Genomic DNA, 14,525 nt, shown 5'->3' with positions numbered 1-14,525 from the left:
ATTCCGTCAGGCCAGTGGGGGAAAATACAGACGTGTGCCCGGTGCAATGTGCATCACGCTATTCAGGTTGTTGTAACGGGCGACTGCCACGCAATAGGCACTGTCCTGATAAATGTCATGGCAGAGTTGCGCCAGGGTATCGCCTTGTTTCACCACCACACTGTGGGTGAGGTCCGGTGAGGAGCGATTGGCCCGCAACGCCTGCTCGCTGCTGTCCAGATAGTTGTCGAAACGTAACCCGAGGGTGGCGCGCAGTGGCGCACCGGCGGCGTCGAATAACGAGTAGCGAATATCAAGACGGGTAAGGCGTCCTTTGAACGACAGGGTGCCCCAGGTCAGTACCACCACGCTGGGTTCGTGCTTCTCGCCGACATAGCGATACACCACGTTTTTCAACTGAGTGACCTGACTGGCGACATCGGGCTTTTGCGGCTGCTCGACCACGCCGGTGCCGTCAATCATCAACTCGAAACTGAGGCTCTCGCTTTGGTAGCTGGCAAAATCAAGCCGCGGTGCCAGGCTGCCGAGTGTCCGGTTGCCCGCCACCGCCCGGTTGGTGTAGTTAATGCCGTGCTCGTGACGGAGGCTGGCAGGGTTGAGCATCACGTCAAACTGCTGCTTTTTATCGAGGGTGCGGATAGTCAGCTTCTGCATGATAGCGCCTCCGGTTAGCGTTCCCGCGGCCCGCTGTTCAGGTGATGCAGTACCTGCGTGCCTGCGGGTGCGCTGTGTGAGGCATCCTGCCCACGGTTGTCCGTCGTGCTGTCTGTGTCGCTGTCGAGGCTGCCCGTGTCCTGCCGCGCAGCATCCGGGTCATTCGGCTGGATAACCCGTGAGTAAATCGTCAGTTGTCGCACTTCTATTGCCATGATGGTGTCTCCTTCTGCGGTTACTGCTTGCGTGTCGAACGACTAAAACACAGCACAATCTCTTCAATCGCCACCTCATTACCGGTGGCGTGGAAACGATCGACCCGCCAACTGATGGGGTAGACGTTATAAAACAGCCACACCCGCAACGGGTCGCCCTGTTCGTTCAGCAGGCTGACGCTGACCTCTTTGGTTTCCAGCGGGCCATTCAATTGCCCTTCAAAGCAACGCTTACACCAGCGCACCAGCGGCGAACTGGCCGAACCGAGGCCCCGGCGCAGCGTGAGCGGCCCGTGTTTCACCGCCACCGGCAGGTGATACAGGTTGTTATTGCCGCCCTCGCGGAAGGGTTCGGTTTCAATACGTGTCTCAATACCGGACACTTCCTGAAAGGCCTGATCGTCGCCGCTGTTTTCGATGTTCACGCTGAAATAAAACGCGGGTAGCGGCCATTCACTGCTGGATGATGGTTTTTGCATCAGCATTACCGGGTCTGGTTAGTGGCTACGCCAGATGAGCCTGATGACCGGGTCAATGCAGCGCTAATCCGCTGCATTGACCGTTCTCACGCCGTGAACCGGCGATTACACCGCGACTTCCAGCCCTTCGTGCGCCAGTTCGATGGTTTCAACCGCCACTTCATTGCCGTCTGATTTCAAATCCGTCCCGCTGATTTTGGTCGGCCAGGCGTTTTTGAGCTTCCACGTCATGGCCGGGCTGCCGCTTTCATCGAGCAGATTGATGGTGACGGCGGTGCGGGCAATGGTGTTCATCTTGATTTTCGAGAACCAGTCGTAAAAGTTGTTATCTTTGACGAAAATGCCTTTTTTCAGCGTCACATTGCCGGACTTGATAATTCCGGGCATTTTGATGGTGGAAAATACCGGGCTGTTGCCCGCGCGGTATTCAATAATCTGGGCTTCGATATCCAGGCCGGTAATTTCCTGAAACGACGCCACCATGCTGGCGCCCGCGCCGCCGTCCCACTTCACTTCAAAGTGAAATTTGGGCATCGGCCATACGGTGCTTGACTGAGCGGAACCGTCATCTGCCATGGGTGTTCTCCTTGAAGAGGGTGATAAAACCTGTGGTCGTCAAAAACCTGTGGTCGTCAAAAACCTGTGGTCGTCAAAAACCTACAGTCGCTAAAACGTCATACCGTCAGCGTCAGGATTTCTGCATCTGCTGCTGGAAGGTGATTTCGATAAACTCAGCCGGACGGCTGATGGCTACCAGCACGGTGATACGCAGGATCCCTTCCAAAATGTCCTGCGGCGTCATGGTCTTGCCAAGACCGACATCCACGCTGTAGGCGTCTTCCGGTGAGGCTCCCGCCAGCCCGCCGCGCTTCCAGATGCCGAACAGAAAGTTTTCAATCATGCTTTCCATCGAAACCCAGGTATTGGCGGTGTTAGGTTCGAACACGTAGGCTTTGGCTGCCTGTTTGATAGACTCCTCCAGCATGATCATGGTCCGGCGCACATTGACGTAGCGCCAGTCGAGGCTGTTGCCGTCCAGCGTGCGCGCGCCCCACACCAGCGTGCCTTCGCCGGTGAAGGTACGCAGCGCGTTGATCGATTTCCCTTGGGTGGTGACGTTCAGGTCTTCCTGCTCGTCGGCGCTGATATTCACGCTGGGTGACACCACCGCGTTCAGGCTGACGTTGGCCGGGGCTTTCCACACGCCACGGGCGTTATCCACCATGGTGTAGATCCCCGCCATTGACGCAGCGGGTGGCAGCAGGTTTTGCTGACGCCGGATGTTTTCCAGCACACTTTTGTAAATGGGGCTGATAGAGAACAGGATTTTGTGCAGCAAGGTTTTTTCTGCCTCGCTTTGTTCCACCGTCAGTTTGGCGACTTCGTCCAGCATCTGTTGCTTTTTGGCCGCTTTGAGCTTGTTGCCGCCGCTGTTTAACTGCTCAGCGCTCAGTGCGTCCAGTTCTTTGAATGCGGAGGCGATTTCCGCGTTCAACACGGTAATCAGAATGTCCGGGTTGTTGACGTTGGCGAAACTGATGTCGCTGTCCTGAATGATTGAGGTGTTCAGCCACGGGTAGTACGCGGTGGCGTAATCCAGGTAGTTGATGCCCAGTTTGGAGCGGAAGTTGGCGATACAGTCGCCGCTCGGGTCCTGTCGGTCTTTATGCCCTTCCCAGACATCAAGAATGGCGATGCGGTTTTTCATGGTACCGCCGCAGTGGGCCAGCACGGTCTGCTGCACGTTGATGCAGTCGTCTTCTTTCAGGCATACCGCTTCCGGGGTCAGCACCATGGTGGGTTCCGGCTCTTTGAGCAGCGGTGTGATGCCGTTTTTCAGTGCATCAGCATCAATGGCGTCTTGATAGCTCCCCACCGAGATGATGTAGCAGGGGCCACCGCCATTCTGGAAAAAGAACAGCATGCTGTAGTACAGCAGGTAGCGGGTATTCGCCAGGGTCAGGGTATAGGCCTTACCGGCCTGACTGAAAGCGGCATCGCCCGGTACTTGATCGGTTTTTTCGACGATATCGAATTTATGCAGCGGCGCGCCGCCAAAATAATGGCGAAAATCCGACATCGAGGTAATTCGCCACGCTTTATTACGCAGAGATACGCCGCCATTTTCCGCCTTTTCGGTATAACCAATAAAGGCCGGTACCGCCGTCGCGACTTCAACAACGGAATTGGGGAAAGCGTTCTTTTCAACAATATAAACGCCTGGGGTTTTCATCACGCCCATAGTGTGATTCCTTCTGATTGAGAGAGATAACCACCCCGCGCCCTTTCGATGCCGAGAATAAAAGGTACCTGCGCCGGTATGGCGGTATCGCTATTTTTTATTGCGTTATTTTTTTATTGCCCTGTCTTTATCGTTATGTCAGTTAACAATGATTTCCGAGACAACATCGAATGACTTATCCGTTTGAAATCGACATTGATGCTGTGGCATGGCGACCGGTAATCGTTCAATCAATACGGTGTTGTCCTGATAAAGCTGAAAATAATAGTCTGACTTTTTTTGTATTTTTAATGGCTCACGGGAAATAAACGCCTGTGCCCGTTGACCATTAGCCAGTATTTCTTCCCCCAGATAATCAAACTGATTATTCTGGCGCTTATCCCGAATACGCGTATTCGTATTAACATACGGCGCGGTGAACAGATATTTCCAGCACCGCCGTTGGCAGCGAAACGGCATAATAAAGACCGGTGCTGTTCGCCGGTGGAGAAATGCCGTTATCGCCGTTGCATTGATCTCAATATCAACCTGCCAGATTCGCCCTTTGGCTGAGGGCAAACTGTTCGATGCCTCTGATGGCGTGTCGCTGCGCATTTCCAGACGCACCTCGCCGGGTTCTGCGCCGTTCAGTGTGTAACCAAAGTACGGCGTCTTCGATTCCAGCAGCCCGCTGGTGTCGGTCGCACTGATGTCCGTATAGCTGAAAGAATTCGGCTCCCGGCTGCCAAACCACCACCGCAGCGTGACGTGTTCCACCGCCTGAAGGGCGGGATGGGTTCTATCCGCCAACACCAGTACCCCGTCAGCCTGCGGTTTGGTCAACAGCCCGATGCTTGTCGCTGCCTGTTGGCTACCCGGCAGCCATTCGCCATAAAACGGCAGGCTGGTACAGCCGGTAAAAAATTCATGTTCGATACGCAATTGAAATAACGCGTCGTAATCGCTCATGACGTTGTGCCCTTAGTCACGGTGGCAGGCAATTGTCTGACACTTTCGGTCTGCGACTGAATCGCCTGGCTATCGGCAATTTTCACCCGCACACGGTATACCGCAGACGGTAAATAACGGCTGCCTAACATCGTCCACATCGTGCTAAGTTCGTGATGCGGCAGGCTGTCCATTTCCAGTAATAGTTGCTCAATTGCCTCGTCCATATCTGGGGCGTTATAACGGTTAAGCAGGGAATTTTTATGAAAGAACGCCATCGCATGGGCGATCATTTGTAATCCTTCCGCGTATTGTGCACCGCTAAAATTTGCCGCCACCACCAGCGAAATTCGTACAAATAACGGCGGCGTACTCACAGCAAAACGATTCCCAGGATTAGCGGCATTATTCCGATACGTCATGGTTTCTTTTTCAATATTCGATAAAAACACCACCAGTTTATTTCTCGTGAGTGGAAACATCTTACCGTCGTCATCAGCCGGGTTCGCAATAACCACAACGTCATCATGCAGGTTCAGGCTATTTTTTAGATATTGATTTAATTGCCGGGTCAGGTAATGGATAGAGGCGTGGATCATGGGGGTTCCTTTATTAATTATCCGCCTTATTTTTTAGCGATTGCGATTGGATAAACTATGTTGAATAGTGATCTGTAATTGCGTACGTCAGGCAATCAGAAAAAGTTCCCGTTGGCGTCGATATCCCCATCACGTTTTCCCCATAAAGAGTACCTAAAAATCGGGAGTAAACGTGGTCAGTACTACGGAATACTCAGGTAAAGTGATGCGAGTACAATGAAGTCCTTCGCTGCTGTGCCATAACGGAAAATGGACACAGCTAAACAGGGAGATATGCATGAAACTACTACTTGTCGGCGCAACCGGGTTGGTCGGCCATCAGGTGCTATTAAAGGCACTGGCAGAGTCGCGTATTACGCAGGTGACGGCACCGGTACGGCGTGAATTACCCGCTCACGACAAACTGCTGGCACCGCAGGTGAGCTTTGAACACTTGCCGCAAGATGCCGACTGGTGGCAGGCCGATGCCGTGATCTGCACGCTGGGCACCACCATTAAAACGGCAGGGAGCCAGGCGGCGTTCTACCGGGTTGATCATGACTACCCACTGGCGGTTGCACGTCTGGCTAAGCACCACGGCACGCCAACCTACGTGCTGAATTCAGCCAGAGGGGCGAGCGTTACGTCGCGGTTTTTCTACAACCGGGTGAAAGGTGACGTGGAGCGCGATCTGGCCGGGGTGGGTTTTACCTCACTGACGCTGGTGCGCCCAGGGCTGATTGGTGGCGAGCGACACGCACGGCGGCCCGGTGAATGGGCGGCACAACAGGTATTGCGTGTATTGCATCCGGTGCTGCCACGGGCTTTGCACATTAACCCTGCACAGCGGATTGCCGATGCGTTACTGGAAGCCGCGTTGAACCCCGTTGCGGGTGTGCGAACCGTGAGCTCTGAACATTTGGTGTAAGTGTCAGGACACTATGTATGTCAGGACACTATATATAACGCAGGAGTTAAACATGAATAGCGCAATTTCACCGGTTGAGCTGGCAAAAGCCTATCGGCTGGTTAACCACGGGCCGACGGTGTTGGTGTCGGCCTGCCATAACGGGGTTGAGGATGTGATGGCGGCGGCCTGGTGCTGTGGGCTGGATTTTGCACCACCTAAGCTGACTGTCGTGCTGGATAAAGCGACCAAAACACGCGAGCTGCTGGAAAACAGCGGCTATTTCGCTATTCAGGTGCCGACAGTGGCACAACTGCAATTAACCAACCAGGTCGGGAATATCAGCCTGCGGGATAACCCGGACAAACTGGCGCACTGCCAGGTGGAACTGTTTCGCACCAGCGAATCAGATGTACCTTTGGTGGCCGGTTGTGCTGCGTGGCTACTGTGCAAGCTGATCCCTGAAGCTCACAATCAGCAAACCTACGACCTTTTTATCGGTGAGGTTATCGCTGCCTGGGCGGATTCACGGGTCTTTAGTGACGGTCACTGGCATTTTGAGAAGGCTGACCCGACATGGCGTAGCCTGCATCACGTGGCAGGTGGGCATTATTACGCTATCGGCGATGCGCTGAATGCAGGGGAATAGCGATATAAGCGAACGCCCTGCAAAGGCAGGGCGTTCGTGTCATGATCACGATTATCTTATTTATTGTGGTTTACTGTTTTCTATTGATGGGAACGGGGATGAAGGCTTAAGGGATTCTATACCCCATTGCCAGATCTGTAATTTTCTTTCTGGTGTAGTTAAGAGCCCCACCATACCATAGATAAAAATAAATAAGAGAGCGCTGGCGATAATTCCAGAAAAACCACTCCATATCCATGATAATACACGTAATGCAATGGGTGTTTTTTGCTTTTCTTTTCTTGATGCAGCACGAAAAAACTCTTTGATAGCCTCTTCTTTCGCATGCTCAATAGCCTGATGTTTTATTATATCGCTCTCAGTTATTATTTTTTACTTTTTCTATCTATACCCGTCATACTTCAAGTTGCAGGTGTGTTGGCTGCGCTCGTTCACCCGAATCACTTACCTGAGTAAGCTCATCGGGATTCATTCGCTTGCCGCCTTCCTGCAACTCGAATTATTTTGGGTATATTTCTATTCTGAGGTTTTCTATTTCTGCGTTTTTATTTTCGATAATGTCGATCTGCTGTTGATAATCCTTCCTGATTTCTTCTTCCCAGTCTCCCAAAAGGCGAGAAAACATTGTTCTGGCGTTATCACGATAAGCATCTAAACGCAGTTGAGTATGTACAACCTGTTCATGAAATTGCTTTACGGCAAGATCAATTTCCTGCGTGGTTTTTCCTGTGGCGCGTAATTTTTCGGCGTATTGGTTTTTTTCAAGTTTATAAAACGAGTAGGCTATTAAGCCAATACTGTCTTCTTGATTTTTTACCAGTAATTGAAAAACCCATGATTTTTCATTCGGTATAACCAACGAATTATCGTTTTCCATCGTTCTAAAATAACATCCCTTGTTAACCTGAACGTTTTTCTGTCAGTAAGCTAATTTTGCTTTTATCGCTCATTCTCACGGGAGCGTAACACCTGATTCATCGCTTGATTAATCAGTGAATTCAGATCTGATTGGGAGAGTGTTCTGACGGTTGCTGCTGCCATACCTGCTGCACCAACACGGCTTGATGCCCGCTCAACAGATTGCAACATTGCCTGACGATGAGCTTCGGAAATTCTTTGTAATTCAAATGAACGTGACATAGGCAGTATCCTCATCCTTTTCCTGACTTATGTGGTAACTGGGCTCATCCTTGAACCTGTACATCATACCGGAACCTGTGTTGGCCCCGGCATTGATGATGCCAATCAGAACGGAATGTCGTCGTCAAAATCCATCGGCGGTTCGTTGCCCGGCATTGGTGCGCTTTGCTGCGGACGGGATTGACCGCCACCGCTGAACTGGTTGGCTTGCTGCGGCTGTTGCGGTTGACCCCAACCACCTTGTGGCGCGTTACCACCACCCATATTGCCGCCCATGTTGCCACCAGCAGCCGGTGCGCCGCCGCCGGTGCGACCGCCCAGCATTTGCATGCTGCCAGAGATATCGACCACCACTTCAGTGGTGTAGCGATCCTGGCCGCTCTGATCCTGCCATTTGCGGGTACGCAACTGACCTTCGATATACACCTGAGAGCCTTTGCGCAGGTACTCACCGGCGATTTCCGCCAGCTTGCCGTAGAGGGCGACGCGGTGCCACTCTGTACGCTCTTTCTGCTCGCCGGTCTGCTTGTCGCGCCAGCTGTCCGACGTGGCCAGAGTCAGGTTAGCGACTGCGCCGCCATTCGGCATGTAACGGACTTCCGGATCCTGACCCAGATTCCCGATAAGAATCACTTTGTTAACGCCTCTGCTGGCCATGTTGGTGTCTCCTGAACAATCACATCTATAAATTTTAAACGAAAAACTATATCACGCCATTGAGTCAGATAATACCCGCGAGGCGAACCGCATTCTTTTTTCCGCCGTTGCAGAAATTGCCATTAGATACTGGATATCCATTCAGTTTTGTTTGTGCCATAATCGGCCGTTTCTACTGGTTTCCTTTCTTAGCTAAAGGATAAAAAGAACAGCGTCTACAGCGGGAAAAGTGTGCATGGATAAGATCGAGATTCGTGGTGCCCGTACCCATAACCTGAAGAACATCAACCTGATTATTCCGCGTGATAAGCTTATCGTCGTGACGGGGTTATCCGGTTCGGGCAAATCCTCGCTGGCGTTCGATACGCTGTATGCCGAAGGGCAACGTCGTTATGTGGAGTCGCTATCGGCTTACGCGCGCCAGTTCCTGTCGTTGATGGAAAAGCCGGATGTGGACCACATCGAAGGGCTGTCGCCCGCCATTTCCATCGAACAGAAATCTACATCCCATAACCCGCGTTCTACCGTCGGCACCATCACTGAAATCCACGATTACCTGCGTTTGTTGTTCGCCCGCGTTGGTGAGCCTCGCTGCCCGGAACACGATATTCCGCTGGATGCCCAGACCGTAAGCCAGATGGTGGACAATGTCTTGTCCCAGCCGGAAGGCAAGCGGTTGATGCTGCTGGCACCTATCGTGAAAGAACGTAAAGGCGAGCACACCAAGACGCTGGAGAACCTGGCGACGCAGGGCTACATCCGCGCGCGTATCGACGGTGAAGTGTGCGACCTGTCAGACCCGCCGAAACTGGAACTCCAGAAAAAGCACACCATTGAAGTGGTGGTAGACCGCTTTAAAGTACGCAGCGATTTGGCTCAGCGTTTGGCGGAGTCGTTCGAAACCGCGCTGGAGTTGTCCGGTGGCACCGCTGTGGTGGCGGATATGGACGATCCGAACGCGCCAGAGCTGCTCTTTTCCGCTAACTTTGCCTGCCCGGTGTGTGGTTACAGCATGCATGAGCTGGAGCCACGGCTGTTTTCGTTCAATAACCCGGCGGGTGCCTGCCCAACGTGTGACGGGCTGGGCGTACAGCAGTTTTTTGACCCGGCGCGCGTGGTGCAAAACGGCGAATTATCGCTGGCAGGCGGCGCGATCCGCGGTTGGGATCGCCGTAATTTCTACTATTTCCAGATGCTGCGCTCACTGGCGGAGCACTATGAGTTCGATGTGGAAGCGCCGTTCGATAGCCTCAGCCCGGCGATTCACAAGGTGATTCTGTACGGTTCCGGTAAAGAGAATATCGAGTTCAAATATATCAACGATCGTGGCGATACCTCGGTGCGCCGTCATCCGTTCGAAGGGGTGCTCAACAATATGGAGCGCCGCTACAAAGAGACGGAATCGACCGCGGTGCGCGAAGAACTGGCGAAATTCATCAGTAACCGGCCGTGCGCCAGCTGTAATGGCACCCGCTTGCGTGAAGAAGCGCGCCACGTTTACGTGGAGCAGACCACGCTGCCACAGATTGCTGACATGAGCATCGGCCATGCGATGGAGTTTTTCCATAACATCAAGCTGAGCGGCCAACGGGCGAAGATCGCCGAAAAAGTGCTGAAAGAAATCGGCGATCGGCTGCGTTTTCTGGTTAACGTGGGTCTGAATTACCTGTCGCTGTCGCGCTCGGCGGAAACCTTGTCGGGCGGCGAAGCGCAGCGTATTCGTCTGGCAAGCCAAATCGGTGCCGGTCTGGTCGGCGTGATGTATGTGCTGGACGAACCGTCTATCGGCCTGCATCAGCGTGATAACGAGCGCCTGCTGGAAACATTGATCCACCTGCGTAACCTCGGTAACACGGTGATTGTGGTGGAACATGATGAAGACGCCATCCGTGCCGCTGACCACATTATCGATATCGGCCCCGGTGCTGGCGTACACGGCGGTCAGGTGATTGCCGAAGGCACGGCTACGCAGATCATGGCGGTGCCGGAATCATTGACCGGCCAATACTTGAGTGGGGCGCGCAAAATCGAGATCCCGGCGCAGCGCGTGCAGGCGGATCCGTCTAAAGTGCTTAAGCTGATTGGTGCGCGCGGCAACAACCTCAAAGACGTGACCCTGACGCTGCCAGTCGGGCTGTTCACCTGCATTACCGGGGTGTCCGGTTCCGGTAAATCGACGCTGATCAACGATACGCTGTTCCCGATTGCCCAGCGCCAGCTTAACGGTGGTGAACTGAACGAACCGGCACCGTACCGCGAGATTCAGGGGCTGGAGCAGTTCGATAAGGTGATCGACATCGATCAAAGCCCGATCGGTCGTACCCCTCGCTCGAACCCAGCCACCTACACCGGCGTGTTTACGCCGATCCGCGAATTATTCGCTGGTGTACCGGAAGCGCGCAGCCGCGGCTATAACCCCGGTCGGTTTAGTTTTAACGTGCGTGGCGGGCGTTGCGAAGCCTGTCAGGGCGACGGTGTTATCAAGGTGGAAATGCACTTCCTGCCGGATATTTATGTGCCCTGTGACCAGTGCAAAGGCAAACGCTATAACCGCGAAACGCTGGAGATTAAATACAAGGGCAAGAGCATCCACGAAGTGCTGGAAATGACCATCGAAGACGCCCGAGAGTTCTTTGATGCCATTCCGGCGCTGGCGCGTAAGCTGCAAACCCTGATCGATGTCGGTTTGTCTTACATCCGTTTGGGGCAGTCGGCCACCACGTTGTCCGGCGGTGAGGCGCAGCGCGTGAAGCTGGCGCGTGAGCTGTCGAAGCGCGGCACCGGGCAGACGCTGTATATTCTGGACGAGCCGACGACCGGCCTGCATTTTGCTGATATTCAGCAGTTGCTGGCGGTCTTGCACCAGTTGCGCGATCAGGGCAACACCATTGTGGTGATCGAGCACAATCTGGATGTGATCAAAACCGCCGACTGGATAGTCGATCTGGGCCCGGAAGGGGGCAGTGGCGGCGGCGAGATTCTGGTGTCCGGCACGCCGGAAACGGTAGCCCAGTGCGAGCAATCCCACACCGCCCGGTTCCTGAAACCGATTCTGGATCGGGGTTGATCCTGCCAACAAGGTGAGGTTTGTTAAGCGCGGCATGCCGCGCTTTTTTATGGCATCCTCTGGCGATGGTTACCACCACAGGAGAGATGAAATGTGGAAACAATACGATATTCGGCTTAAACCCCGGTCCCGTGGTTTTCATTTGATCACCGATGAAGTGCTGGGGCAGGTGACGGATTTACGTCAGGTGAAGGTCGGGTTGCTGCATGTATTTATCTGCCACACGTCCGCGTCACTGACGGTCAATGAAAATGCCGACCCCACCGTGCGCCAGGACTTCGAGAACTTCTTTAACCAGTTGGTGCCGGAAGACGAACCCTATTACCGCCATACCTATGAAGGCAGCGACGACATGCCTGCGCACCTGAAGGGCAGCCTGTTGGGCAGTAGCCTGATGCTACCGGTACGCAACGGTCGGCTGCATGTTGGCACCTGGCAGGGGATTTACCTGTGTGAACACCGTAACCACGGCGGCAGCCGCTCGCTGGTGGTGACGTTGCAGGGGGAATAACCGGTAACGGTGTGTTGCTGGTTACCGGCCCGATAGGGCGGGCCGCTTAGTGTTGCACCAGTGAAATGTCGTCGGAGAGGTATTCCACTACCACCTGATTACGCCCGCCGTTTTTCGCTTTGTACAGTGCGTTATCTGCCGTTTTAATGGCGATATCCAGCGCGGATTTCTGCGGGTTAAAGGTGGTCACGCCGATGGAAATAGTAACCTGATGGTGGTGCGCACCTGGCACGTAGACCGTGTTGGCGACATTATTGCGTAACCGCTCAGCGATTACCGTTGCGACATGGATATCAGCGCCGGGCAGCAAGATAAGAAACTCTTCGCCACCAATTCGGCAGATCAGGTCAGTTTTGCGGAAGTTCTTACGGATTTGCTGGCTCAGTTTACGAATAACCGTATCCCCTACGTCATGCCCAAAAGAGTCGTTGATCGATTTGAAGTGATCGATATCGATGGCGATGACCGAGATTTTCTTATATTCACCCCGGATCTCTTCCATGCTTTCCAGCATACCTCGCCGATTTAACATGCCGGAAAGCGGGTCGGTGTGCGCTTCTGAGCTGAGGCGACCAATACGCTTGTGCAACAGTACTGTCCCCATCAGTAGCACCCGTTTGAGTTGCTCTATTTCCACATACCAGGCTTTGACTGCCCGGATTTTAGCAATCACACCGAGCTGTTCCATGCTACTGGCTGACTTGGCTAACTGACGTAGCGGCTTGGTGATGTAATAGGCCAGAATGCTGAGCATCAGCAGGGTGACGATACCCAGCGGTGTGCCTTGTCTTAGTACATTCAGCATCACATCGTTCAGCGCTTCTTCAATAGAGTGAAATGATTGCTGGGTAATAATAATCCAGCCCGATTTTTGTGTTCTGATAAAGGCAGCGGGTGAGGGAATGCCCTGCTCATCTGGCATCATAAAACTGCCTTTATCCTGCTCCTTAATCGACGACAAGAGGGTGGGATTAGTAAATTTAGTGCCGACTTGCGCAATATTGTGGTGGTAAATGATGGTGCCTTCATTATCAATGACGTAAGTATTAAAGCTGTCATTGCTAAATTGTGTATTCATGAATTCATTCAGAATACGTCGGTTATTAAGATAAAGCGAACCACCGACATAACCGAGGTAATGTCCTGCATCATCCAAAATAGGTTGGGAAATAAAAATAATATAATTGCCACTCAGAGAGGTATAGGGTTGGCTGATAAAAAAGCGTTTCACTTTATTCGCGGTAAAATGCTGGCGTGAAGTGACGGTGAGGCCGGTCAAATTCAGTGACGTTGGCGATGAGGCGATAATTTGCCCACCTTCCGTCACCACCACCATCGAGTTAAAAGCATGGCTTAACCGATGAATGCGTTGCAATTCGGTTTGCAGAGCCTGTAAATTGCCGGACTGGGCGTGTGTGACGAGCAGCCTGGCACTATACGACAATTGCTCCTCTGAAATAGAGAAGAAGTTGTCTACGGTGATGGCTAATTTGTGTGAATAGCTTGAGTTGACTTTAGTTGCTTGTTCAATAAGTAATTTTTTCTGCACATGATAAAAAGTGAAATAGCTGTTCAGTAGTGTAATAAACATACTGGCAATAGAAATGAATAGCATTAAATGCAAAAGGTTTATTCGAAGCAGATTTTTTGTTCGCATTTAGTTATCGTTACCACATTTATTACCATTTCTGGTGGCACAAGATGTGCGATTCATTTGTTTTTTCGTTAAGGGAAGGCACACATTTCACCTTAATAATTAAGTAGTAGTCAAAGATTAAAATAGTGTCAACTGGCGTGGTGGCGAAATTTTTGGCTAAAATTAAAAATAAAAAGGAAACTGTGTTTTAATTAACATAATGGATATAAATACTAATAAGAGTATGCCGTAAGATCCTACCACCACAGGTAGGCATTTAATTAACTTGCTATTAATTAATGTAGTTAATATCAGTCTGGTTTGCAGTGGTTATCAGCAACAACTCTGGTCGTAATGACAGCATCAGCATGATTTATTTACCGTGATTGATGCATCCGGCCATTGCAGACAATCGGTTATTTTTACAGAGGAAGGCCTCTCTTCCCCTCTTTTTCTGACTGGATGCTCACCGCTGCGCACACTACTTCTCCGACACGCTTCTTCCGTTTTATCCTTAACATTTTTGTTACTTTTTTGTTGCTATTTCCGATCAATAAATAAAAATCAATAGGAAGTGTCTATTTATAGTCATTGTTTGAATGTTTTTATCGATCAACTTGTAAAGGTTGATAGAATGAAAAGACCGATAACGGGTCAGGGTGCAGACCAGAGCGTACTCAATGGCGACAGGTAGTGATGATCTCGAATCCGTGTTCCTGGAATACTTTTAAATCTCTTTTTTTAATGTTCGTGTTTTACTCACTGTGGAAAAGAAATGCTTTTTATCGCCGGAAAGGGGATGAGAAATATTTCATCGTGATGACTGGCTGAGATATTTGCCTGGTTGTTGCTTTTCTCTTATC

General features: G+C 51.8%; 15 protein-coding genes. 4 read left to right on the top strand and 11 right to left on the bottom strand.

Translation table 11 applies throughout. From position 1 onward, the window contains the following. Nucleotides 1-6: 6 nt before the first annotated feature. The 7 genes from FAZ14_RS06020 to FAZ14_RS05990 all read right to left on the bottom strand — a co-directional run bounded on the left by FAZ14_RS06020 (nt 7) and on the right by FAZ14_RS05990 (nt 5,116). Complete coding sequence (locus FAZ14_RS06020; protein ID WP_016940540.1) at nt 7-654, bottom strand: CIS tube protein; 648 nt, start codon at nt 652-654, stop codon at nt 7-9. 14 nt (nt 655-668) lie between these two features. Next, complete coding sequence (locus FAZ14_RS06015; RefSeq protein ID WP_153508220.1) at nt 669-869, bottom strand: hypothetical protein; 201 nt, start codon at nt 867-869, stop codon at nt 669-671. Nucleotides 870-889: 20 nt separating this feature from the next. Further along, nucleotides 890-1,348 (bottom strand): phage tail protein, encoded by a 459-nt coding sequence (locus FAZ14_RS06010; RefSeq protein WP_235914472.1) that lies wholly within the window; start codon nt 1,346-1,348, stop codon nt 890-892. 105 nt (nt 1,349-1,453) lie between these two features. Further along, nucleotides 1,454-1,924, bottom strand: coding sequence for a phage tail protein (locus tag FAZ14_RS06005; protein WP_016940537.1), 471 nt, complete (start codon nt 1,922-1,924; stop codon nt 1,454-1,456). Nucleotides 1,925-2,036: 112 nt separating this feature from the next. Beyond that, nucleotides 2,037-3,590 (bottom strand): phage tail sheath family protein, encoded by a 1,554-nt coding sequence (locus FAZ14_RS06000; RefSeq protein ID WP_153508218.1) that lies wholly within the window; start codon nt 3,588-3,590, stop codon nt 2,037-2,039. Nucleotides 3,591-3,728: 138 nt separating this feature from the next. Next, nucleotides 3,729-4,538, bottom strand: coding sequence for a hypothetical protein (locus FAZ14_RS05995; protein WP_153508217.1), 810 nt, complete (start codon nt 4,536-4,538; stop codon nt 3,729-3,731). After that, nucleotides 4,535-5,116: a Pvc16 family protein gene (locus FAZ14_RS05990; RefSeq protein ID WP_153508216.1), complete on the bottom strand. Its 582-nt coding sequence runs from the start codon at nt 5,114-5,116 to the stop codon at nt 4,535-4,537. The genes FAZ14_RS05995 and FAZ14_RS05990 overlap by 4 nt, the downstream gene beginning before the upstream one ends. Before the next feature lie 277 nt (nt 5,117-5,393). On the opposite strand from FAZ14_RS05990, the gene FAZ14_RS05985 reads away from it, so the two are divergent. Further along, nucleotides 5,394-6,023, top strand: coding sequence for a Rossmann-fold NAD(P)-binding domain-containing protein (locus FAZ14_RS05985; RefSeq protein WP_016940533.1), 630 nt, complete (start codon nt 5,394-5,396; stop codon nt 6,021-6,023). A 52-nt stretch (nt 6,024-6,075) separates the two neighbouring features. Further along, nucleotides 6,076-6,651 carry a flavin reductase family protein gene (locus tag FAZ14_RS05980; RefSeq protein WP_038926662.1) on the top strand — a complete coding sequence of 192 codons (576 nt, stop codon included), beginning with the start codon at nt 6,076-6,078 and terminating at the stop codon, nt 6,649-6,651. A gap of 499 nt (nt 6,652-7,150) precedes the next feature. Here the strand turns inward: FAZ14_RS05980 and FAZ14_RS05975 are convergent, their stop codons facing one another. The 3 genes from FAZ14_RS05975 to FAZ14_RS05965 all read right to left on the bottom strand — a co-directional run bounded on the left by FAZ14_RS05975 (nt 7,151) and on the right by FAZ14_RS05965 (nt 8,448). Beyond that, nucleotides 7,151-7,528 carry a hypothetical protein gene (locus FAZ14_RS05975; RefSeq protein ID WP_153508215.1) on the bottom strand — a complete coding sequence of 126 codons (378 nt, stop codon included), beginning with the start codon at nt 7,526-7,528 and terminating at the stop codon, nt 7,151-7,153. Between the two features lie 62 nt (nt 7,529-7,590). Continuing rightward, complete coding sequence (locus FAZ14_RS05970) at nt 7,591-7,791, bottom strand: hypothetical protein (RefSeq protein WP_235914471.1); 201 nt, start codon at nt 7,789-7,791, stop codon at nt 7,591-7,593. Between the two features lie 105 nt (nt 7,792-7,896). Further along, complete coding sequence (locus tag FAZ14_RS05965) at nt 7,897-8,448, bottom strand: single-stranded DNA-binding protein (RefSeq protein ID WP_153508214.1); 552 nt, start codon at nt 8,446-8,448, stop codon at nt 7,897-7,899. A 235-nt stretch (nt 8,449-8,683) separates the two neighbouring features. Between FAZ14_RS05965 and uvrA the strand changes: the two genes are divergently transcribed. Next, complete coding sequence (gene uvrA / locus FAZ14_RS05960) at nt 8,684-11,515, top strand: excinuclease ABC subunit UvrA (RefSeq protein WP_016940530.1); 2,832 nt, start codon at nt 8,684-8,686, stop codon at nt 11,513-11,515. Nucleotides 11,516-11,606: 91 nt separating this feature from the next. Continuing rightward, nucleotides 11,607-12,026 (top strand): secondary thiamine-phosphate synthase enzyme YjbQ, encoded by a 420-nt coding sequence (locus tag FAZ14_RS05955; RefSeq protein WP_016940529.1) that lies wholly within the window; start codon nt 11,607-11,609, stop codon nt 12,024-12,026. A gap of 46 nt (nt 12,027-12,072) precedes the next feature. On the opposite strand, the gene FAZ14_RS05950 is transcribed toward FAZ14_RS05955, so the two are convergent. Then, a complete protein-coding gene (locus FAZ14_RS05950) occupies nt 12,073-13,641 on the bottom strand; it encodes a sensor domain-containing diguanylate cyclase (protein ID WP_016940528.1) in 1,569 nt (522 codons plus the stop codon). Nucleotides 13,642-14,525: the final 884 nt, after the last annotated feature.

The sequence above is a fragment of the Dickeya oryzae genome, from assembly GCF_009372235.1.
Classification (GTDB): Bacteria; Pseudomonadota; Gammaproteobacteria; order Enterobacterales; family Enterobacteriaceae; genus Dickeya; species Dickeya oryzae.
This window is presented reverse-complemented; position numbering and strand designations above follow the sequence as displayed.

Coding starts and splice junctions, on each gene's coding strand:
- FAZ14_RS05970 (WP_235914471.1), bottom strand. CDS start 7,791: ATGTCACGTTCATTTGAATTACAAAGAATTTCCGAAGCTCATCGTCAG.
- FAZ14_RS06020 (WP_016940540.1), bottom strand. CDS start 654: ATGCAGAAGCTGACTATCCGCACCCTCGATAAAAAGCAGCAGTTTGAC.
- FAZ14_RS05990 (WP_153508216.1), bottom strand. CDS start 5,116: ATGATCCACGCCTCTATCCATTACCTGACCCGGCAATTAAATCAATAT.
- FAZ14_RS05985 (WP_016940533.1), top strand. CDS start 5,394: ATGAAACTACTACTTGTCGGCGCAACCGGGTTGGTCGGCCATCAGGTG.
- FAZ14_RS06005 (WP_016940537.1), bottom strand. CDS start 1,924: ATGGCAGATGACGGTTCCGCTCAGTCAAGCACCGTATGGCCGATGCCC.
- FAZ14_RS06015 (WP_153508220.1), bottom strand. CDS start 869: ATGGCAATAGAAGTGCGACAACTGACGATTTACTCACGGGTTATCCAG.
- uvrA (WP_016940530.1), top strand. CDS start 8,684: ATGGATAAGATCGAGATTCGTGGTGCCCGTACCCATAACCTGAAGAAC.
- FAZ14_RS05980 (WP_038926662.1), top strand. CDS start 6,076: ATGAATAGCGCAATTTCACCGGTTGAGCTGGCAAAAGCCTATCGGCTG.
- FAZ14_RS05995 (WP_153508217.1), bottom strand. CDS start 4,538: ATGAGCGATTACGACGCGTTATTTCAATTGCGTATCGAACATGAATTT.
- FAZ14_RS05975 (WP_153508215.1), bottom strand. CDS start 7,528: ATGGAAAACGATAATTCGTTGGTTATACCGAATGAAAAATCATGGGTT.
- FAZ14_RS06010 (WP_235914472.1), bottom strand. CDS start 1,348: ATGCAAAAACCATCATCCAGCAGTGAATGGCCGCTACCCGCGTTTTAT.
- FAZ14_RS05965 (WP_153508214.1), bottom strand. CDS start 8,448: ATGGCCAGCAGAGGCGTTAACAAAGTGATTCTTATCGGGAATCTGGGT.
- FAZ14_RS05950 (WP_016940528.1), bottom strand. CDS start 13,641: ATGCTATTCATTTCTATTGCCAGTATGTTTATTACACTACTGAACAGC.
- FAZ14_RS05955 (WP_016940529.1), top strand. CDS start 11,607: ATGTGGAAACAATACGATATTCGGCTTAAACCCCGGTCCCGTGGTTTT.
- FAZ14_RS06000 (WP_153508218.1), bottom strand. CDS start 3,590: ATGGGCGTGATGAAAACCCCAGGCGTTTATATTGTTGAAAAGAACGCT.